18 protein-coding genes and 1 pseudogene are annotated in these 18,169 nt (G+C 70.9%); 9 read left to right on the top strand and 10 right to left on the bottom strand.

Annotation, left to right across the window (positions count from 1 at the left end; all coding sequences use genetic code 11):
• From GXW71_RS32420 to hemC, 3 genes and pseudogenes are all read right to left on the bottom strand, one after another.
• Nucleotides 1-609, bottom strand: a pseudogene (locus GXW71_RS32420) (hypothetical protein); the annotation flags it as partial.
• A gap of 70 nt (nt 610-679) precedes the next feature.
• Nucleotides 680-1,378, bottom strand: a complete 699-nt coding sequence (locus tag GXW71_RS32415) for a uroporphyrinogen-III synthase (protein WP_367617415.1) — start codon at nt 1,376-1,378, stop codon at nt 680-682.
• 20 nt (nt 1,379-1,398) lie between these two features.
• Entirely contained in the window at nt 1,399-2,391 is a 993-nt protein-coding gene (gene hemC / locus GXW71_RS32410; protein ID WP_246527095.1) for a hydroxymethylbilane synthase, read from the bottom strand.
• A 145-nt stretch (nt 2,392-2,536) separates the two neighbouring features.
• Between hemC and tsaD the strand changes: the two genes are divergently transcribed.
• The 8 genes from tsaD to GXW71_RS32370 all read left to right on the top strand — a co-directional run bounded on the left by tsaD (nt 2,537) and on the right by GXW71_RS32370 (nt 10,377).
• Nucleotides 2,537-3,559 carry a tRNA (adenosine(37)-N6)-threonylcarbamoyltransferase complex transferase subunit TsaD gene (gene tsaD, locus GXW71_RS32405; protein WP_367617414.1) on the top strand — a complete coding sequence of 341 codons (1,023 nt, stop codon included), beginning with the start codon at nt 2,537-2,539 and terminating at the stop codon, nt 3,557-3,559.
• 128 nt (nt 3,560-3,687) lie between these two features.
• Nucleotides 3,688-4,344 carry a hypothetical protein gene (locus GXW71_RS32400; protein ID WP_211857717.1) on the top strand — a complete coding sequence of 219 codons (657 nt, stop codon included), beginning with the start codon at nt 3,688-3,690 and terminating at the stop codon, nt 4,342-4,344.
• 40 nt (nt 4,345-4,384) lie between these two features.
• Nucleotides 4,385-5,212 carry a 23S rRNA (adenine(2030)-N(6))-methyltransferase RlmJ gene (locus tag GXW71_RS32395; protein WP_211857714.1) on the top strand — a complete coding sequence of 276 codons (828 nt, stop codon included), beginning with the start codon at nt 4,385-4,387 and terminating at the stop codon, nt 5,210-5,212.
• A 4-nt stretch (nt 5,213-5,216) separates the two neighbouring features.
• Nucleotides 5,217-6,197 carry an NAD(P)H-dependent glycerol-3-phosphate dehydrogenase gene (locus GXW71_RS32390; RefSeq protein ID WP_211857712.1) on the top strand — a complete coding sequence of 327 codons (981 nt, stop codon included), beginning with the start codon at nt 5,217-5,219 and terminating at the stop codon, nt 6,195-6,197.
• 105 nt (nt 6,198-6,302) lie between these two features.
• Nucleotides 6,303-7,388 carry an ABC transporter permease gene (locus GXW71_RS32385; protein ID WP_456316001.1) on the top strand — a complete coding sequence of 362 codons (1,086 nt, stop codon included), beginning with the start codon at nt 6,303-6,305 and terminating at the stop codon, nt 7,386-7,388.
• Nucleotides 7,389-8,996 (top strand): ABC transporter ATP-binding protein, encoded by a 1,608-nt coding sequence (locus GXW71_RS32380; RefSeq protein ID WP_211857710.1) that lies wholly within the window; start codon nt 7,389-7,391, stop codon nt 8,994-8,996. It abuts the gene before it with no gap.
• Nucleotides 8,993-9,442 carry a hypothetical protein gene (locus tag GXW71_RS32375; protein ID WP_211857708.1) on the top strand — a complete coding sequence of 150 codons (450 nt, stop codon included), beginning with the start codon at nt 8,993-8,995 and terminating at the stop codon, nt 9,440-9,442. Before GXW71_RS32380 ends, GXW71_RS32375 begins: the two co-directional genes overlap by 4 nt.
• 2 nt (nt 9,443-9,444) lie before the next feature.
• The gene (locus tag GXW71_RS32370) at nt 9,445-10,377 is read left to right on the top strand and encodes a 2-hydroxyacid dehydrogenase (protein ID WP_246527094.1); all 933 of its coding nucleotides are present in this window, start codon (nt 9,445-9,447) and stop codon (nt 10,375-10,377) included.
• Between the two features lie 147 nt (nt 10,378-10,524).
• On the opposite strand, the gene GXW71_RS32365 is transcribed toward GXW71_RS32370, so the two are convergent.
• From GXW71_RS32365 to GXW71_RS32335, 7 genes are all read right to left on the bottom strand, one after another.
• Complete coding sequence (locus GXW71_RS32365) at nt 10,525-10,935, bottom strand: MarR family winged helix-turn-helix transcriptional regulator (RefSeq protein WP_211857706.1); 411 nt, start codon at nt 10,933-10,935, stop codon at nt 10,525-10,527.
• A 149-nt stretch (nt 10,936-11,084) separates the two neighbouring features.
• Complete coding sequence (locus tag GXW71_RS32360) at nt 11,085-12,485, bottom strand: leucyl aminopeptidase family protein (RefSeq protein ID WP_211857704.1); 1,401 nt, start codon at nt 12,483-12,485, stop codon at nt 11,085-11,087.
• Nucleotides 12,486-12,582: 97 nt separating this feature from the next.
• A complete protein-coding gene (rfbD, locus tag GXW71_RS32355; protein WP_211857702.1) occupies nt 12,583-13,455 on the bottom strand; it encodes a dTDP-4-dehydrorhamnose reductase in 873 nt (290 codons plus the stop codon).
• A 1-nt stretch (nt 13,456) separates the two neighbouring features.
• Nucleotides 13,457-14,020, bottom strand: coding sequence for a dTDP-4-dehydrorhamnose 3,5-epimerase (rfbC, locus tag GXW71_RS32350; RefSeq protein ID WP_211857700.1), 564 nt, complete (start codon nt 14,018-14,020; stop codon nt 13,457-13,459).
• Nucleotides 14,017-14,901 (bottom strand): glucose-1-phosphate thymidylyltransferase RfbA, encoded by an 885-nt coding sequence (gene rfbA, locus GXW71_RS32345; protein WP_211857698.1) that lies wholly within the window; start codon nt 14,899-14,901, stop codon nt 14,017-14,019. The genes rfbC and rfbA overlap by 4 nt, the downstream gene beginning before the upstream one ends.
• Before the next feature lie 113 nt (nt 14,902-15,014).
• On the bottom strand, nt 15,015-16,064 hold the full coding sequence (gene rfbB / locus GXW71_RS32340) for a dTDP-glucose 4,6-dehydratase (RefSeq protein ID WP_211857696.1): 1,050 nt from the start codon (nt 16,062-16,064) through the stop codon (nt 15,015-15,017).
• A gap of 186 nt (nt 16,065-16,250) precedes the next feature.
• On the bottom strand, nt 16,251-16,778 hold the full coding sequence (locus GXW71_RS32335) for an outer membrane lipoprotein (protein WP_246527093.1): 528 nt from the start codon (nt 16,776-16,778) through the stop codon (nt 16,251-16,253).
• Nucleotides 16,779-17,117: 339 nt separating this feature from the next.
• On the opposite strand from GXW71_RS32335, the gene GXW71_RS32330 reads away from it, so the two are divergent.
• Nucleotides 17,118-18,169 (top strand): lytic transglycosylase domain-containing protein (locus tag GXW71_RS32330; protein WP_211857694.1); only part of this gene is annotated, 1,052 nt, incomplete at its 3' end.

Below are 18,169 nucleotides of genomic sequence, written 5' to 3'. Positions count from 1 at the left end.
CTGCGCCGCCAGGCGCCGGGCGCGCGCCTCGACATCCGCGACGCGCGCCTGCGCCGCTTCCAGCGCCGCGACCCGCGCCTGGGCAGCCTCCAGTGCGGCGATGCGCGGCTGCACCGCTTCGGCGGCGGCCAGCCGATTCTCCAGCGCCGCCAGCCGTGCCTGCGCGGCCTCGGCATTTGCCAGCCGGGATTCGAGCGCGGCGAGGCGGTCGGCGCCGGGGCCGATCCGGGATGCGAGTTCCGCGACCGAAGCGCGGGACGCAAGGCCGGAGAGATCCGGCGTGGGGCGTGCCTCGACGGCTGCCAGGCGTTGCTCCAGCCGTTCGACCGCCGGACGCGCATCGGGCGGCGCCGGGGCGTGGGCCTCCAGCGCGGCGATGCGCTGCTCGAGCGGCGTGAGGGAGGGGGCGTCCGGCGGCCGCCGCGCCTCGAGCGCCGCCAGGCGCTCCTCCAGCGCGACGGTTCGCGGATCGCCGCCCGGCACGGGGCGCGGGGTCGCCAGCAGCCAGACGACAGCCAGCACCAGCACCGCGCCGCAGGCGAGCAGGGCGAGCACTGCCGGGTCGGGACGCCGCGCCGGGGGGACAGGTTTGGTCTCGGCCTCGGTCATCGCAGGTCCCTCTGAGCGTGATGGCTTGAGGCTGACATCGGCCGAAAAGCCTGAATCACGCGATCAAAAACTAGTCTGACGGCGTCCGGTGCCCGAGCAACGCCAGCAGCGCCTCCGGGTTGGGCTGTGATGTGGCCCGGATACACCGCCAGGGGAAGGGTGCGAGTGCCGCGGCGATCCGGGGACTGAGGGCAAGTGCCTCGATTGTCATGCAAATTTCGGCAAGTCCGGCGTCGCGGAGCAGCGCGGCGGTGATCGTGGCCGAGCGCGGCGAGAAGAACAAAGCGCTGCCGACCCTGCCGGCTGTCAGCGCCGCCAGCGCCGCCTGCGGCAGGGCGGTGGCGGGCGTCGCCGCATAGACCACCCGCCGCAGCACCTTGAAGCCGAGGGCCCTGAGGGCTGCGGCGAGCGCCGTGCTGTAGCCTTCGCCGACCGCGAGCAGCAGCGGGCCTGCCGCCGGCCGAAGGGTCGCGGCGACGAGGGCGGTGAGGGAGGCGGCATCGCCATCCGCTGCCGTCACCTGCGCGAAACCCTGGGCCCGCGCTTCGGCGGCGGTGCCCTCGCCCACCGCCAGCACCGGGAGGTCTGGGTTGTCCCGGGGCGTCAGGGCGCGCGCGGCGGCGCGGGACGGCAGCAGCAGCGCCTGGGCCGGGGGGAGTGCGGTCGTGGGGCGGGGCGCCAGCAGCAGCGCCGGCGCCAGCACCGGCGTCCAGCCCTGCGCCGCGACCTGGCGCGCCGTCTCGGCGGCGCCGGGCTCGGGGCGGGTGATGAGGACGCCAGGCGGCGCCGTCAGGAAAAGATGTCCCGTGGGCTGTCCGCGCGCAGGCTCTCGCCGAGCTCCCGCCCGATCCGCACCGCATCCGCCGCCAGCCCGTGCAGGGACCGCTTCAGCAGGAAGCTGCCATCGGCGCGCGCCACCAGGCCGGTCAGATGCAGCTCCCCATTCGGCAGCAGGCGGCCATGGCCGCCGATCGGCGTCCGGCAGGACCCGTCGAGCGCCGCCAGCAGGGCGCGTTCCGCGGTGGAGACGGCGCGCGCCTCCGGATCCTCGATTCCGGAGAGCAGCTCATGCAGCTCGGTGTCGCGGGCGCGCACGGTGACGCCGACGATGCCCTGGCCGGCGGCCGGCACCATGGCATCCGCATCCAGCACCACCCCGGCCTCGGCCGCGAGGCCGAGCCGCTTCAGCCCGGCATAGGCGAGGAGCGAGGCGGCGAAATCCCCCGCCCGCACCCGCCCCAGCCGGGTCTGCACATTGCCCCGGATCATCGCGACCCGAAGGTCCGGCCGCGCGTGCAGGAGCTGCGACTGGCGGCGGACGGAGGAGGTGCCGATCAGCGCCCCGGCCGGGATCGCGCCCCAGGGGTCATTCGGGTCCGGTGCGGCACAGCCCTGGCCGAGGATCACCGCATCCCGCGCATCCTCCCGCTTCAGGGTGCAGGCGAGCACGATGCCGGGCGGCAGCTCCGTCTCCAGGTCCTTCAGGGAATGGACGGCGAAATCGACCCGGCCATCGGCCAGCGCCTCATGGATCTCCTTGGCGAAGAGGCCCTTGCCCCCGATATCCGCCAGCTTCCGGTCCTGGATGCGGTCGCCGGAGGTGGTGATCTGATGCTCCTCGAAAGCCTTCACGTCGCGCAGCACCGGGCAGAAGCGGGTGACGAGGTCGAGGAACATCCGGGTCTGGACCAGCGCCAGCGGCGAGGCGCGGGTGCCGACGCGCAGCGGCAGGCTGGGGCGGTGCGGGCGTACGGCGGCCGGGTGGGGGGTATCGGGCGACATGGCGGCGTCATAGAACCCGCCGGGCGTTGACGAAAGCGTTGAAGGAACCGTTACGGCCATGTCGCCGCAGCATGCAGCCGACGAGCGTGATGACTTGAGGCCGGATGGGCCGAAAAGTCTCAATCACGCGAGCGGACAAAGCCTTGTGCTCGGCCTGGAATCGAGCTGCGACGAGACCGCCGCCGCGGTGCTGCGCGGCGACGGCACCATCCTGGCCGAGGCGGTGCTGAGCCAGGAGGCGGAACACGCCCGCTTCGGCGGCGTGGTGCCGGAGATCGCCGCCCGCGCCCACCTTGCAGCCCTGCCTGCCATGGTGGCGCGGGTGATGGCGCGGGCGGGGATCGGCTTCGATGCGCTGGCCGCGGTCGCCGCCACCGCCGGCCCCGGCCTGATCGGCGGGCTCATCGTGGGCGCCGGCCTCGGCAAGGGCATCGCGATCGCGCGCGGCCTGCCATACCTCGCGATCAACCACCTGGAAGGCCACGCGCTGACGGCGCGGATCCCGGGCATCGTCGCAAGCGGGGCACCGGTATTCCCTTACCTGCTGCTGCTGCTCTCCGGCGGGCATTGCCAATGCGTGGCGGTGGAGGGCGTCGGCCGCTATCGGCGGCTCGGCACCACGCTCGACGACGCGGTGGGGGAGGCCTTCGACAAGGCAGCCAAAATCCTGGGCCTGCCCTGGCCGGGCGGGCCGCATCTGGAGCGGCTGGCAGCCTCCGGCGATGCCAGGCGGGTAGCGCTGCCGCGACCCCTGCTCGGGCGGGATGGCTGCGATTTCTCCTGGAGCGGGCTCAAGACCGCGGTGGCGCAACGGGTGGCGAAGGGTGATGCGGCGGCCTCCGATATCGCCGCGTCCTTCCAGGCAGCGGTCGCCGCGGTGCTGGCCGACCGCGCGGCGCATGCGCTGGCGATGCTGCCGGGGGCGACGGCGCTGGTGGTGGCGGGCGGGGTCGCGGCGAATGGTGCCGTGCGCGCGGCGCTGTCGGGGGTGGCGGCGTCGCGTGGCGTCGCGCTGGTCGCACCGCCGATCCGCCTCTGCACCGACAACGCGGTGATGATCGCCTGGGCCGGCATCGAGCGACTGAACCGCGGGCTTGTCGACACGCTCGGCCACGCGCCGCGCCCGCGCTGGCCGCTGGAAGAGCTTCGCGGGGCACCGGGCCAATAGGCGCCGTTCCACACCTGGGCGCCTGACGCAGGACGAGATCGCCGCCGCGGTTTCGCAGTGACCGTCGTCACTGCCATGCAGCTGACCGGTCCCGCAAACTAACGGCATCACGAAGCGAGGTGATCGCCATGACGCCCCCGGAAAAGAGCTTTGTCTTCGCGCCGATGCATAACATGCGGCCGAAGGAGAATGAGCCGCCGCAGAATGATGCGATCGGCGCCTTCCATCCGGGCATGTCGATCTACAAGAAGATGTATGAGGGGATGGGCAAGCAGGTCGTCACCTTCAAGTTCGACAACTACGCGCCTGCCAAGCAGCGTCGCCAGAGCATTCTCGACAAGATGCAGCAGGGTGCCGGCAGCCAGTGGTACGACGCGATCATCTATTTCGGGCATGGCTGGAAGGGCGGCCTCGCTTCTGCGGGCTTCGACAATGCCAGCCGTGGCGACCTCACCGACGCGATCTGGTACTATGGCCAGCCCTGGGTGAAGGTGGTGCTCTTCGCCTGTTCCTGCGCGACGCCGGGCGGCTATGCCTACAAGATGGCTCAGGATCTGAATTGCTGGGCGAACGAAGGCATGGAGGTCCTCGGCCATCCCAGCGTCGGGCACAGCTTCACCAACCCGCAGGTGCGCCGCTACCCGTCCAACCAAGGCGAGACCGGTGAAACGGTCTGCCCCGATGGCAGGGTGCAGGGCTGGCTGAAGAAGATGCGGGATGAGCGCGCAGGCTTCTGGGCGCAGATGCCTTTCATGACACGCGAAGAACTGGCCGCTGCCGTGTAACGCGGTTGCGGCCCGGCGCGTGCTGCTCTAACCCGCGCGGGTGAACTATCGCCACGCTTTCCACGCCGGCAACCATGCCGATTGCCTGAAGCATGTGCTGCTGGTCGCGCTGCTGCGCGCCCTGGCCCGGAAGGCCACGCCCTTCGCCGTGCTCGATACCCATGCCGGCCGCGGCACCTATGATCTCGCGGCTTCGGAGGCGACGCGCACCGGGGAAGCCCTGCGCGGTGCCGCGCGGCTGGCCGGGATCACCGAAGGGCCGCTCGCCGACTATGCGGCGCTGCTGCGGGAGGGCGGCTTCCCCGCGCACTATCCGGGGTCGCCGGTCCTGGTCCGCGCCTTGCTGCGCCCAGGCGACCGGCTGGTGGCGAATGAATTGCATCCCGAGGATCACGCCGCGCTCCGCGCGCTCTTTGCACGCGATCCGCAGGTCGCGGTGCATCGGCGCGACGCCTATGAGGCGCTCGGCGCGCTGAGCCCCTTCCCGGAGAAGCGCGGCCTGGTGCTGATGGATCCGCCCTTCGAGGAAGACGGCGAATTCGATCGGCTCGCCGCCGGCATCCGCCGCGTCAACCACCGCTTTCGTGCCGGCATCCTGGTTGCCTGGTATCCGGTGAAGCATCGCGCGCCGGTGCGCGCCTTCCACGCGGCGCTGGCGGAGAGCGGCGTGCGCGACATCCTCGATTGCGCGCTGTTCCTGCGCGAGCCGACCGATCCGCAGCGGCTGAACGGCAGCGGCCTGATCGTGGTGAACCCGCCCTTCGGCTTCGAGGATGCGGCGCGCACCATCCTGGCCGCGCTGCTCGAGCGCCTCGGCGATGGCGAGGCCGGGCAGGGCGTCGCCGTGACCCGCATCGCGGAGGAATAGGAGCGTGGCGCGCATCGCGGTGATCGGGGCCGGGGCCTGGGGGACGGCGCTCGCCGTGCAGGCGGTCCGTGCGGGGGGGGAGGGCGTGCTCTGGGCGCGCGACCCCGCCCGCGCGGCGACGATCGCGGCAGCGCGGGAGAATGCGCGTTACCTGCCGGGCATCCCGCTGCCGGTGGCGCTGCAGGTCACCGCCGATGCCGAGGCGGCGCTCGCGGGCGCGGCGCTGGCGCTGCTGGCAGTGCCGGTGCAGGGGATGCGCGCGACGCTCGCCGCGCTGCCGGCGATCGCCGTCCCGTTGCTGGTCTGCGCCAAGGGGGTGGAGCGGGACACCCACCGCCTGCCGCTCGAGATCCTGGCCGAGGCGTGGCCCGGCGCCGTGGCGGGTGTGCTGACCGGCCCCAATTTCGCGCATGAGGTGGCGCGCGGCCTGCCTGCCGCCGCGGTCGTGGCCGGCGCCGATCCCGGGCTGCGGGCGACTGCGCTGGCCCTGCTCTCCGGCCCGGTCTTTCGGCTTTATGGCAATGATGATGCCATCGGCGCCCAGGTCGGTGGCGCCGCCAAGAACGTGATCGCGATCGCCGCCGGCGCGGTGATCGGTGCCGGCCTCGGCGAGAATGCCCGTGCCGCGCTGGTGACCCGTGGCCTCGCGGAGCTGGCGCGGCTGACCTTGGCGCTCGGTGGCCGGGCGGAGACCGCGTCCGGGCTCTCCGGTCTCGGCGATCTGATGCTGACCACGGCCGGTGTCGGCAGCCGCAACATGTCGCTCGGCCTGGCGCTGGGGCGCGGGGAGCGGCTGGCAGATGTGCTGGCAGCGCGGGCCGGCGTGACGGAGGGCGTGGCGACGGCCCCGGCGCTCGTCGCCCGCGCCCGGGCGGCGGGCGTGGAGCTGCCGATCTGCGAGGCGGTGGCGGAGCTGCTGCAAGGGGGCCTCACCCTGGCCGAGGCGATCGCCCGGCTCATGGCCCGCCCGCTGCGCGATGAATAGCCGGGGCGCGCCACATGGCGCTGGGGAAATCCCGGCGTTTGTGGGAATGATGGGCCGGTTGGCCCTGCGGGCCAGGATGTCAGCAGGGGCCGGTCCATCGTAGCAATGCCCGATACCACAGCGACCGCCGATCAGGCCGCCGTCCCGGCGCGCAGCAGGCTGAGCCCGATTACGCAGCGGCGCCTGGCCAATTTCCGCGCCAACCGGCGCGGCTGGTGGTCGCTCTGGATCTTCACCGTCCTGTTCCTGGTGACGTTGTTCGCGGAATTCGTCGCCAATGACCGGCCCCTTCTGGCCCGCGTGGACGGCCGCTTCTTCTTTCCGGCGCTGGTCGACTACGCCGAGAGCGACGTCCTGTCCGACGGCCTGCCGACCGATGCCGACTGGCACGACCCGACGCTGCAGCAGGAGATCGCTTCCCGCGGCTGGGCGATCTGGCCGGCGATCCCCTATGCCTATCGCACCGTGGTGCGCGATCTCGGCCGGCCGGCGCCTTCGCCACCTTCGGCGCGCAACTGGCTGGGCACCGACGACCAGGCACGGGACGTGCTGGCGCGGGTGATCTACGGCTTCCGAATCTCGGTGCTGTTCGGCTTCACGCTGACGGTCATCAGCAGCGTGCTCGGCATTGCCGCCGGCGCCGTGCAGGGCTTCTATGGCGGCCGGGTGGACCTGATCTTCCAGCGCTTCATCGAGATCTGGTCGGGCATGCCGCAGCTCTTCCTGCTCATCATCCTGGCGAGCGTGATCGAACCCAGCTTCTGGGTCCTGCTCGCCTTCCTGCTGCTCTTCTCCTGGATGGGGTTGACCGGCGTGGTACGGGCGGAGTTCCTGCGTGGCCGCAACCTCGACTACGTGCGCGCGGCGCGCGCACTCGGCGTCTCGGATCTGCGGCTGATGGCGCGGCACATCCTGCCGAACGCGATGGTGGCGACGCTCACCTTCCTGCCCTTCACGCTCTCGGGCTCGGTGACGGTGCTGGCAAGCCTCGACTTCCTCGGCTTCGGCCTGCCGCCCGGCTCGGCCTCGCTGGGGGAGCTGGTGAACCAGGGCAAGAACAACCTGCAGGCGCCCTGGCTCGCGATGACCGGCTTCGTCGTGCTGGGCGGCATGCTGACCCTGCTGATCTTCGTGGGCGAGGCGGTGCGCGACGCCTTCGATCCGCGGAAGCTCCCCGGAGGGTCGCGGTAGATGGCGCTTCTCGATGTCCGCGACCTCTCCGTCGCCTTCCGCGGCAACACCGTGGTGCGCGGCGTCTCCTTCCATGTGGACGCCGGCGAGACGGTGGCGCTGGTGGGCGAAAGCGGCAGCGGCAAGTCGGTCACCGCATTGTCCTGCCTGCAATTGCTGCCGACCGGTGGCGCCAATCCGGCGGGCGGCATCACGCTCGATGGCACCGATGTGCTGCGCGCGCCGGAGCGGGATCTGCAGCGGCTGCGCGGCGGCGTCGCCGGCATGGTCTTCCAGGAACCGATGACCTCGCTGAACCCGCTCCACAATATCGGGCGCCAGGTGGGGGAGGCGGTGACCCTGCATCGGCCGATGCGCGGCGCGGCCCTCAGGACCCGCGTCGTGGAACTCCTGACCCGCGCCGGCTTCCCGGAGGCGGAGGCGCGGCTCGGTGCCTATCCGCACCAGCTCTCCGGCGGCCAGCGCCAGCGCGTGATGATCGCGGCGGCGCTTGCCAACGATCCCAAGCTGCTGATCGCGGACGAGCCGACGACGGCACTCGACGTCACCATCCAGGCGCAGATCCTCGAATTGCTGGCGCGGCTGAAGCGCGAGCTCTCGATGGCCATGCTGCTCATCACCCATGACCTGCAGATCGTGCGCCGCCACGCCGACCGGGTCGTGGTGATGAAGGATGGGGAGGCGGTGGAGCAGGGGCCAGTCGCGGAGGTCTTCGCCGCGCCTTCGCATCCCTATACCCGCATGCTGCTGGCGACCGAGCCGCGCGGCCGCCCGGCACCGGCGGCGGACAGCGCGCCGGAGATCTTGCGCGGCGAGGATGTGAAGGTGCATTTCCCGGTGCGCCGCGGCGTGCTGCGCCGCGTGGTCGCGACGGTGCGCGCCGTCGACGGCGTGTCGCTCTCGGTGCGGGAGGGCGAGACGCTTGGCCTGGTCGGCGAAAGCGGCAGCGGCAAGACCACGCTCGGCCTCGCGCTGCTGCGGCTGGAGCGCAGCGAGGGCGGCATCCTCTTCGAGGGCAGGCCGATCCAGGATCTCGACCGCGGCGCCATGCGGCCGCTGCGCCGGCGCCTGCAGGTGGTTTTCCAGGATCCCTATGGCAGCCTTTCGCCGCGCATGAGCGTGGCCGAGATCGTGGGCGAGGGGCTGGCCGTGCATGAGCCCGGCCTGACCGCCGCGCAGCGCGCCAGGGCGGTCGCGACGGCGCTCGAGGAGGTCAACCTCGACCCCGCGACCGCCGAGCGCTACCCGCACGAGTTCAGCGGTGGCCAGCGCCAGCGCATCGCGATCGCGCGCGCCCTGGTGCTGAAGCCGCGCTTCCTGGTGCTGGACGAGCCGACCTCGGCGCTCGACGTCTCGGTCCAGGCGCAGGTGGTCGACCTGCTGCGCGCGCTGCAGGAGAAGCACCACCTGGCCTATCTCTTTATCAGCCATGACCTGCGCGTCGTGCGCGCCATGGCGCACCGCATCATCGTTCTCAAGGATGGGCGCGTGGTGGAGGAAGGGGAGGCGGAGGCGGTTGTCGCCGCCCCGCAACAGCCCTACACGCGGGCGCTGATGGCCGCCGCCTTCGATCTGGCGGCGGTACAGGGAGCGCCCGTCGCATCGTGAATGAACTGGATCGCCTGAAGGCGCTGCTCGATGCGGATGCCGTCAAGCTCGGCGTGCATATCCGCCGCATGAACTCACCGGGCAGCCCGGTCTATCGGACCTGGGAGAATGTCTGGCCCGCCGCGCTGATCCTGGCGGCGAGCTTCGGCGCGACCGCCCTGGTGCATTTCTATCTCGGCGCCGCGATCCTCGCTGTCGGCGTCTGGTGGTGGCTCGCGAAGGTACATCCGCGCGTGAAGGACGGCGTCTTCGACCGCACCGCCGCCTATGCCCTGGCGCGGGAGGCCAATATGGACGCGCTCTGGGCGCAGGGCGTGCTCAGCCTCTACGCCAAGCTGCCGGATGGGCGGGAACTCGCGGCGGCGCGGCGGGAGCGCTGGCGGGAGTTCGTGGTGCAGGTGGAGCAGGAGCGCTCCAGCGAAGAGCAGCGCGTGAAGGGGAGCTGAGTATGGCCATCCTGCTGTCGATGAAGCCGCATCTGATGGAGCATTGGCGCCACGCCCTGCTCGCGGTCGATCCCACGCTCGAGATCCGGATGTTCCCGGAGTCCGGCCCGCCGGAAGAGATCGAGGTCGCGGTCTGCTGGACCTCGCACGACATGAACGAGCTCAGGCGCTACCCGAAGCTGAAGCTCATCGTCTCCATGGGCGCGGGCGTGGACCATCTGCTGCGGCCGCCGGGACCACCGCCAGGCATCCCGGTGGCACGCCTCGTCGACACCATGTTGACGACGCAGATGGGCGAATGGGTGTTGCTCAACGTGCTGCGCTTCCACCGCCAGGACCTGGAATACCGCGCGCAGCAGCGCGATCGGGTCTGGGAGGAGCTGGAGGCGCCGGTCACGGCCGCGCGCCGCGTCGGCATCCTGGGACTGGGGGAGCTGGGATCGCATGCGGCGAAGCTGATCGCCGGCATCGGCTTTCCGGTCGGCGGCTGGTCGCGCCGCCCGAAGACCGTACCGGGGGTGGAGAGCTTCCACGGGCAGGACGGCCTCGATGCTCTGGCGCGGCGGAGCGACATCCTGGTCTGTCTGCTGCCGCTGACGCCGGAGACGCGGGGCGTGATCGATGCCCGCCTGCTGGCGCTGCTGCCGCGTGGTGCCTTCGTGATCAACGGTGCCCGGGGTGGGCATGTCGTGGATGCAGACCTGCTCGCGGCCCTGGATCAGGGGCACGTCGCCGGTGCCGCGCTGGATGTCTTCCAGCCCGAGCCCCTGCCCGCCGAGCATGCCTATTGGACGCACCCCAGGGTCGTGATGACGCCGCACGCGGCCAGCATCACCATCCCCGAGAGCGCGGCGCCCCAGGTGGTCGAGAACATCCGACGCGTCCGCGAAGGGCGCGTGCCCATCAACCTCGTGGACTTCGCCGCGGGGTATTGAGCGTGATGACTTGAGGCCGGTTCGGCCGAAAAGTCTGAATCACACCATCGAACGACGCCTGGAGCCTGATCCCGAACGGATCATGCTCCAGCCGGCGGCAGCAACCCGGCCCGGACCCCGGCACCATGCGGCGCCGGGTCCGGGCGGTCACATCGCGCGGCGGGCGGCCGGCGCCGAGACTTCGGCGTTGGCGGCTTCCTGGATGTGCACGTCGCGGGTGTTGGCCTCGGCCTCCACCATGATGCTGCGCATGTCACGCAGGAAGGTCGTGCCCTTCACGGTGCGCTGCACCAGCACGCTGCGGCGGTCCATCGGGTCCACCTTGCGGCGGGCGAGGTCGAGCTCGCCGAGCCGGTCGAGCGCGCGGGTGATGGCCGGCTTGGAGACGTTCAGCTCAGCCGCCAGGCCGCGGACCGTGTGCGGGCCGTCGTTCAGATAGACGGTGAGGAAGACGCCAAGCTGGCGCGCCGAAAGATCGGGCCCGTCGCGGCGCACCAGCGCCACCACCGTGTCCCGCATGATGCCGACCAGCTGGTCGGGATTGGTCTGAATGGGCATGTTGCCTATCCTTTTCTGGCCTCCTGGGGTGCCGCCCTCGTTGCGGCCACACCCTGGGAAGGCGTCGTTACGATAGCCACCGACAGAACCGGCACCGATCCCGGAAACCGCTGACGGGGCGGAAAGTTCCCTGCACGTCTCGTATACGCTTATTGGGGCCGCGACTCGATCTTGTCCTCATTCAGCAACGCAAGAGCCGCATGCAGCGCCCGCAGGGCTTGGGCTTCGCCGCCCTCCGGGCGGCCCGGCCGATGCCCGTCGTTCCAGGCATAGACGTCCAGATGGGCCCAGGGCAGGCCAGGTGGAACGAAGCGCTGCAAAAACAATGCTGCGATCACTGCACCCGCCATGGGCTTTGTTCCAACATTGCACAGATCAGCGGCCGTGTTGTCCAGCCACGAATCGTAATCGGAATGCAATGGCAGCCGCCAAACACCATCATGCGAGGCTTCGCTGCCACACTTGATGAGATTTGCGAGGTTTTCGTCATTGCAGAACAGCGCCGGCAGATCCGGCCCCAGCGCCACCCGGGCGGCGCCGGTCAGGGTGGCGGCATCTATGACCGCCGCGGGATGGCGCTCGGCGGCGAAAGCCAGCAGATCGCAGAGCACCAGACGTCCCTCGGCATCCGTGTTGCCGATCTCGACGGTCAGGCCCTTGCGGGTGCGCAGCACGTCCATCGGCCGCATGGCGGTGCCGGAAACCGCGTTTTCCACGGCGCCGACCAGCAGCAGCAGCCGCACCGGCAGCCGCGTGCGCATCACCGCCTCTGCCAACCCGATCAGGATCGCGGCGCCGCCCATGTCCTTCTTCATGCGCAGCATGCCGGCGGCGGGCTTGAGGTCGAGCCCGCCGGTATCGAAGCAGACCCCCTTGCCGCAAAGCGCCACCAGGGGCGCACCCGGCACGCCGCTGTCCCATTCCAGGATGGCGACGCGCGGCGCGCGGGGGCTGCCGGCGCCGACCGCATGGAGGGCCGGGAACCCGTCCTGCAAGGCTTTGCCTTCGATCACGCTGAATTGACCGCCGTGGGTCTCCGCGACACCCCGCACGGCGTCGGCAAGCTCGGCCGGGCCCAGGTCGGCCGCGGGGGTATTGATGAGGTCACGGGCCCGGATCATCGCCTCGGCCAGGATCACGCCGCGCTCGGCGCCCCGTGGCAGCACCAGGCGCGCCGGCAGGCGCTTCGCCGGCTTGTAGCGTCCGAACCGATAGGCGCCGAGCGCCCAGCCGAGCGCTGCGGTGTCGCCCAGTGCCGGATCCACCAGGCGCCAGGTGCTGCCATCCGGCAGGCCGAGCGGTGCGGCACCCCAGGGCCAGGGCGCCTCGCTGTCGCCGAGGCCAAGCACGGCGCCGGCAATGCCGGCCTCGCCGGGCAGCAGCGCGGTCTCGCCGGCCTTGGCCGCGAAGCCCATGGCGGCGAGGAAGCTCGCCTGAGCGGTCGGCAACCCCTCCAGGAAGCCGGGCAGCGCGGCGGGGCGGATGGCGTGCAACGGTCGCGCATCGGCGGCATCGCGCGTCAGGCCGGCGGGAAGGGTGGTGTCAGGCATCGGTACCGGGCTTTCTCTGGGGAGATGGCAGGGCAGTGCCCTGCCTCGATCGCCCATTCTCCGGCCGGTTCCGCGGCCGGTTCAAGCGTGCGTCCGGTCAGCCACGCGCGGCCAGGACGCGCCGCAGCCCATCCTCCCAGGACGGGAGGGTGACGCCGAAGACCTCGGCGAGCTTCCGCGTCAACAGGCGGGAATCGGCCGGGCGATGGGCCTTGGTGGGATAGTCGCTGGTCGCGATCGGCACCACGCGCGGCCGCTTGCCGCCGGCCATCGCGAAGATGGCTTCCGCGAAGCCATGCCAGGTGGTCTCCCCCGCATTCACCGCATGGAAGACACTCCGGTGGGCCGGCTGCCAGCCCGCGTCGCGGATCACCGCCAGGATGCCGGCGATCGCGTCAGCGAGGTCGGGGGCCGCGGTCGGCGCGCCGCGCTGATCGGCGACCACGCGCAACTCCTCCCGCTCGGCGCCGAGGCGCAGCATCGTGTCCACGAAGTTGCGGCCGACCGGCGCATGCACCCAGGCGGTGCGCAGTACCAAGGTCCGGGGATTGCCGGCGAGCGCCGCCCATTCCCCGGCCAGCTTGGTCCGCCCATAGGCCGAAACCGGCGCCGGCGGATCCGCCTCGTCATAGGGTGCGCCCTTGGCGCCGTCGAAGACGTAATCCGTGCTGACCTGGATCAGGGGGATGTCCGCCGCCGCGCAAAGTCCCGCGAGCTGCGCCGGGCCCAGCGCATTGGCCAGGAAGGCCGCCGGCTCCTGGTCTTCGGCGGCGTCGACCGCCGTCCAGGCGGCGCAGTTCACCACCGCCTCCGGCCGCGCCGCGGCGAAGGCGCGCGCGACGCCCGCGGGATCGACGAAGTCGAAATCCGGCTGGCCGACCAGCAACGGGGTGAAATCCCGTGCCGGCAGGGCATCCGTGAGCCCGGTCGCCAATTGCCCGCCCTGGCCGGTGACGAGGATGCGGCGCATCTCAGCCCTCCCAGCGGAAGGCGGGTGGGAGATCGGCAAGCAATGGTGCCGCACGGTCCTTCTCGGAGAGGATCGCCTCGCTCTCCGAGATGCCCCAGCTTATGTCGAGCACCGGGTCGTTCCAGCGCAGCGAGCGATCGGCCTCGCGGTTGTAGAAGGCGTCGACCTTGTAGAGCATCTCGGTATCCGGCTCGAGCGTCACGAAGCCATGGGCGAAGCCCGGCGGGATCCAGAGCTGCCGCCAGTTCTCCGCCGAGAGCACCACCGCCTCGTGCCGCCCATAGGTTGGCGAGCCCATGCGCAGATCGACCGCGACGTCGAGCACGGCGCCGCGCGGCACCCGCACCAGCTTGCCCTGCGCATGCGGCGGCATCTGGAAGTGCAGCCCCCGCACCACGCCCTTCTCCCGCGAGAGCGAGTGGTTGTCCTGCACGAACTCGGTCGGGATGCCGGCCTCGGCGAAGCGCTGCCGGTTGAAGACCTCCGAGAAGAAGCCGCGCGTATCGCCGTGACGGGCCGGCTCCAGCAGGATCAGGCCGGGGATCGCGAAACGCTCGATCTTCATGCCTCGGCGGCCTCCTTCGCCAGGTGGATCAGGTACTGCCCATAGGCCGTCTTGCCGAGCGCCGCGGCAGCGCTGGTCAGCGCCGGCGCGTCGATGAAGCCCATGGCGAAGGCGATCTCCTCCGGGCAGCCGACCTGCAGCCCCTGCCGCTCCTGCACCGTCTGCACGAAGAGGGCGGCCTGCAGCAGCGATGCCGGCGTTCCCGCGTCCAGCCAGGCGGAGCCGCGCCCCAGCCGCTCGGCGCGCAGCGAGCCATCGGTGAGATAGAGCTTGTTGAGATCGGTGATCTCGAGCTCGCCGCGTGCCGAGGGCGCCAGGCCACGCGCCAGCTCCGTCACCCTGGCGTCGTAGAAATAGAGGCCGATCACCGCCCAGTCGCTCTTTGGCTTCTGCGGCTTCTCCTCGATCGAGAGAACCCGCGCCGCGGCATCGAACTCCGCGACGCCGTAGCGTTCAGGGTCGGCGACGCGATAGGCGAAGATGGTGCTCTCGCCGCGCGCGCTACGCGCCGCCGCATCCTGGAGCTGCGCCGGCAGGCCGTCGCCGTAGATGATGTTGTCGCCGAGCGCCAGCGCGCAGGGCTCGCCGCCGATCCAGTCGGCGCCGATCTGGAAGGCCTGGGCGATGCCCTCGGGCTTCGGCTGTTCGGCATAGCTCAGCCGTATCCCGAATTGCGATCCGTCACCCAGCAGCCGCTGGAACTGCGGCAGGTCCTGGGGCGTCGAGATCAGCAGGATGTCGCGGATGCCCGCCAGCATCAGCGTGCCGAGCGGATAATAGACCATCGGCTTGTCGTAGACCGGCAGCAACTGCTTCGACGCCGCCAGCGTCATCGGATGCAGCCGTGTGCCGGATCCGCCGGCGAGCAGGATGCCCTTCATGCCGTCACTCCCAGAGCGCGATGACTTGCGGCGCAATCGCCGAAAAGTCTGAATCGCGCGATCGAACAATAAGCTGGAGCGTAATGCGCGAGCGCAGGCGAACGTATCATGCTCTAGCCGCCGAGCCGCTGCCCGGCATAACGCTTGTCGCGGATCGGCCGCCACCAGGCCTCGTTGTCGAGGTACCAGCGGATGGTGGCGTCGAGCCCGCTCTCGAAATCATGCTTCGCATGCCAACCGAGCGCCGCCTCGGCGCCCTTGGGATCCATGGCATAGCGGAGGTCGTGTCCGGGCCGATCGCGCACGAAGGTGATCAGCCGCTCCCGGGAGCCCGCGGGGTCCGGCCGCAGCCGGTCGAGCGTGGCGCAGATCGCCCGCACCACCTGCAGGTTGCTCCGCTCCTGCCGCGGGCCGATGCAATAGGTGGCACCCGGTTCGCCGCGGAACAGCGCCAGCACCAGCGCCTCCGCATGATCCTCGACATGCAGCCAGTCGCGCACGTTGGAGCCGTCGCCATAGACCGGCAGCGTCTTGCCCTCGAGCGCGTTCAGCGTGACCAGCGGGATCAGCTTCTCGGGGAATTGCCAGGGGCCGTAGTTGTTCGTCGTGTTGGAGACGAAGTTCGGCATGCCGTAGGTGTGCTGCCAGGCGCGCACCAGATGATCGGATGCCGCCTTGGAAGCCGAATAGGGGCTGCGCGGATCGTAGGGGGTGTGCTCGTCGAAGGGGGGCGCGCCATGGTCGAGCGCGCCAAACACCTCGTCGGTCGAGACGTGGTGGAAGCGGAACGCCTCGCGCGCCGCGCCCGTCAGCCCGTTCCAATGGGCGCGCGCGGCTTCGAGCAGCACCTGGGTGCCGAGGACATTGGTGCGGATGAAGGCAGCCGGGCCATCGATCGAGCGATCGACATGGCTCTCAGCGGCAAGGTGCATCACCCGCGATGGCTGCCAAGTCGCGAAGGCGGTGCGCATCGCTTCCGCGTCGCAGATATCGGCGGCAATGTGGATGTGGCGCCGATCCTGCGCGGCCTTGCCCAGGCTCTCGGGGCTGGCGGCATAGGTCAGGCAATCCACGTTCACCACCGTCTCGTCCGTGGTGGCGAGCAGGCGCCGGACAACCGCGGAGCCGATGAAGCCCATGCCGCCGGTCAAGAGGATGGTCATGATGGGATACCCGGCTCCGGCACGCCGCATCGCGGGCGTGGTTCAGGACAAGTGCGCCAATGTGCGATGCAGCAACAACCGGCGCGTGCAGAAAGGCAAGAAGGTGCGCGTGGTGCAAGTGCTGCGGTGCAAAACAACGCGTGCTAAGCGGCGGTCTCAAAACAAAGTGATGGCGTCGCCGCCAGCTTACTTCCCGGACGGATAGGCCCCCGGCCCCGGCGGATAGCCGCCGCTTCCCGGCGGCGGGACCGCGGCGCGGCTCAGGCGCACCCGATCGGTGCGGGAGATCGCGACGCGCTCACCGACCTGGAACGCCAACTCATTGGTCTGCACCACGGCGATCGGCTGCCCGCCATCCTCCTGGATGGTGAACTCGACCGCCTGGCCGGAGGTTACACCCTCTTCGATCGCGGCGCCGGCAAGGCCGCCGATCAGCGCGCCGGCCACGCCGCCCACGGTATTGGCCCGCCAGCCGCGGCCGACCGTGCTGCCCACCAGGCCGCCGGCGATCGCGCCGGCGCCGACGCCGAGGCCACTGCGCGTGCCGGTCACCTGCACCGGCCGCATGCCGACGATGGTGCCATAGGTCACGTAGCCCTGGGCGCCGACCGCATAGGCGCTGACCGTGCTGTTCTGGGCCGCCGGGGCGCAGGCCGCCAGGCTGCTCGCCAGCAGCAGGACGGAGAGGGGCAGGAGGCGGCTCAAAGGCATCATGAGGCAGGCTCCGCGATCGCGACGGCTGATGATTGCGCCTTCGCTCCGAACAAGATGGGAATGCGCCGGGATAATGGAAATTCCATGGCGACGCCATCGCGATGATGTGCCCTGAATCCGCCATTCTCCAAGCGCTATGCTTGACCCGCCCACGAGCCTTCCGTTAGGGCTTGTGGCATAAGCTTCGTGTAGTGCTTGAAGACCGGCGCCAAGTGCCGGGCTGCGGGCTTCGCCATTCGTCGGGGGATGGATGGCGGGCCGGCACGGGGTCAGGACGATCGGGGAGTCGCGAGGCCAGCGGGGGACGCTGACCGCGTCGACACAGGGGAGATCGAGGGGATGGATCCTTCGCAGAGGGGCGGCGCTCGGCACAGGCGCATCTGGCCGCTGGCGATGATGGCGCTTGCTGCGGCACTCGCCGGCTGTGCAACCAACAACAGCAGCACCGGATCGCGCCACAGCTCGGCGCATTCGCGCAGCTACGATCCGCCCGGTCCGCCCTCCGATCCCTGGGGGCCTTACATTCGCGAGGCGGCGCAGCGCTTCGACGTGCCGGAACGCTGGATCCGCGAGGTGATGCGCCAGGAGAGTGGCGGCCGCGCCGCCGCGACCAGCCCGGTCGGCGCCATGGGCCTGATGCAGGTGATGCCGCAGACCTATGCGGAGCTCCGCAGCCGCTACAATCTCGGCGACGACGCCTACCACCCCTATGACAGCATCATGGCCGGCACCGCCTATATCCGGGAGATGTACGACCTCTACGGGTCGCCCGCCTTCCTCGCGGCCTATAATGCCGGCCCGCGGCGGCTGGAGGATTACCTTTGGGCCAGCCGCGGCCTGCCGACCGAGACGCGCAACTACGTCGCCCGCATCGGCCCCCGCATCGCAGATGCGCACCCGACGCGCCGGGCGCCGCCGGAGGTCTATGCTGCGGCCGATATCCCGACCAGCATCCCGCCCGGTCCGCGCCGCATGAACCAGGGCACCATGCTGGCGCTGCGCGAACAGCGCCGCCAGCAGATGGATGCGCCGCCGCCGAACGTGCAAGTCGCGCAGCTGCCGCCCGGCCCGGTCATCCGCATGGAGCCGGTGGACAGCGCCTCGGCGCCGCGATCCGCCAGCTACCAGGTGGCGAGCATCGCCGTCCCGCCACCGGGCGCGGTGGTCCGCATGGACCCAATCCCCGACGGCTCGACGCCGGAAGGCGCCGCCCGCCTCGCCGAATCGCGCCGCGACGAAGCGCCGGAACTGGCGCCGATGCCGGATCCGCCGCGCCGCGGGCGCTTCGCGGGCACCGCCCTCGCTGCCACCGCGCCGCTGCCGGTCCCCGAGCCGCGTGGCAGGAGCGGCGGGCGCAATACGCCGGTCGCCCTGGCGGCGCTGCCGGTGCC

The organism is Plastoroseomonas hellenica (assembly GCF_018129085.1).
GTDB lineage: Bacteria > Pseudomonadota > Alphaproteobacteria > Acetobacterales > Acetobacteraceae > Plastoroseomonas > Plastoroseomonas hellenica.
Note: the sequence above shows the minus strand (reverse complement) of the source record. Positions and strands in the feature narration are given on the sequence as shown.

Bases quoted from the DNA above. Each gene is read 5' to 3' on its own strand.
- GXW71_RS32385 (WP_456316001.1), top strand. From the start codon at position 6,303: ATGCCCGATACCACAGCGACCGCCGATCAGGCCGCCGTCCCGGCGCGC.
- GXW71_RS32365 (WP_211857706.1), bottom strand. From the start codon at position 10,935: ATGCCCATTCAGACCAATCCCGACCAGCTGGTCGGCATCATGCGGGAC.
- GXW71_RS32400 (WP_211857717.1), top strand. From the start codon at position 3,688: ATGACGCCCCCGGAAAAGAGCTTTGTCTTCGCGCCGATGCATAACATG.
- rfbB (WP_211857696.1), bottom strand. From the start codon at position 16,064: ATGACCATCCTCTTGACCGGCGGCATGGGCTTCATCGGCTCCGCGGTT.
- hemC (WP_246527095.1), bottom strand. From the start codon at position 2,391: ATGTCGCCCGATACCCCCCACCCGGCCGCCGTACGCCCGCACCGCCCC.
- GXW71_RS32360 (WP_211857704.1), bottom strand. From the start codon at position 12,485: ATGCCTGACACCACCCTTCCCGCCGGCCTGACGCGCGATGCCGCCGAT.
- GXW71_RS32370 (WP_246527094.1), top strand. From the start codon at position 9,445: ATGGCCATCCTGCTGTCGATGAAGCCGCATCTGATGGAGCATTGGCGC.
- rfbA (WP_211857698.1), bottom strand. From the start codon at position 14,901: ATGAAGGGCATCCTGCTCGCCGGCGGATCCGGCACACGGCTGCATCCG.
- rfbD (WP_211857702.1), bottom strand. From the start codon at position 13,455: ATGCGCCGCATCCTCGTCACCGGCCAGGGCGGGCAATTGGCGACCGGG.
- GXW71_RS32335 (WP_246527093.1), bottom strand. From the start codon at position 16,778: ATGATGCCTTTGAGCCGCCTCCTGCCCCTCTCCGTCCTGCTGCTGGCG.
- GXW71_RS32380 (WP_211857710.1), top strand. From the start codon at position 7,389: ATGGCGCTTCTCGATGTCCGCGACCTCTCCGTCGCCTTCCGCGGCAAC.
- rfbC (WP_211857700.1), bottom strand. From the start codon at position 14,020: ATGAAGATCGAGCGTTTCGCGATCCCCGGCCTGATCCTGCTGGAGCCG.